The 294-nt window shown below is 67.0% G+C and carries 1 protein-coding gene; it reads right to left on the bottom strand.

Annotation, left to right across the window (positions count from 1 at the left end; genetic code table 11):
• Nucleotides 1-91 precede the first annotated feature (91 nt).
• On the bottom strand, nucleotides 92-294 hold a 203-nt coding region (locus PZH32_RS13365), incomplete at its 5' end, for a hypothetical protein (RefSeq protein WP_275208741.1).

Below are 294 nucleotides of genomic sequence, written 5' to 3'. Positions count from 1 at the left end.
AGGGTGGTTTGGGGGAGGAGGCGGCCAGGTTGTCGAAGACGGCTTTGGCCTGGGCCGGATCGAACTCCTTGGAGGATAGGCCATAGCGGCCTCAGATAACGCGCACATCCGCGCGCGCTGAGGCCACGGCGGCCATCACGTCGAGGAACAGGGGCTCGCCCAAGCTGCCTGGCTCTTTGGTGCGGTCAAGAGCGCATACGGCGCGCTCCGTGGCGGGCAGGGCGGCTAACAGGTGCTCGGCCGAGAAGGGTCGGTACAGGCGCACCTTCACCAGGCCCACCTTCTGTCCTTGGG

This window comes from Adlercreutzia equolifaciens (assembly GCF_029076695.1).
Lineage (GTDB): Bacteria > Actinomycetota > Coriobacteriia > Coriobacteriales > Eggerthellaceae > Adlercreutzia > Adlercreutzia equolifaciens_A.
This window is presented reverse-complemented; position numbering and strand designations above follow the sequence as displayed.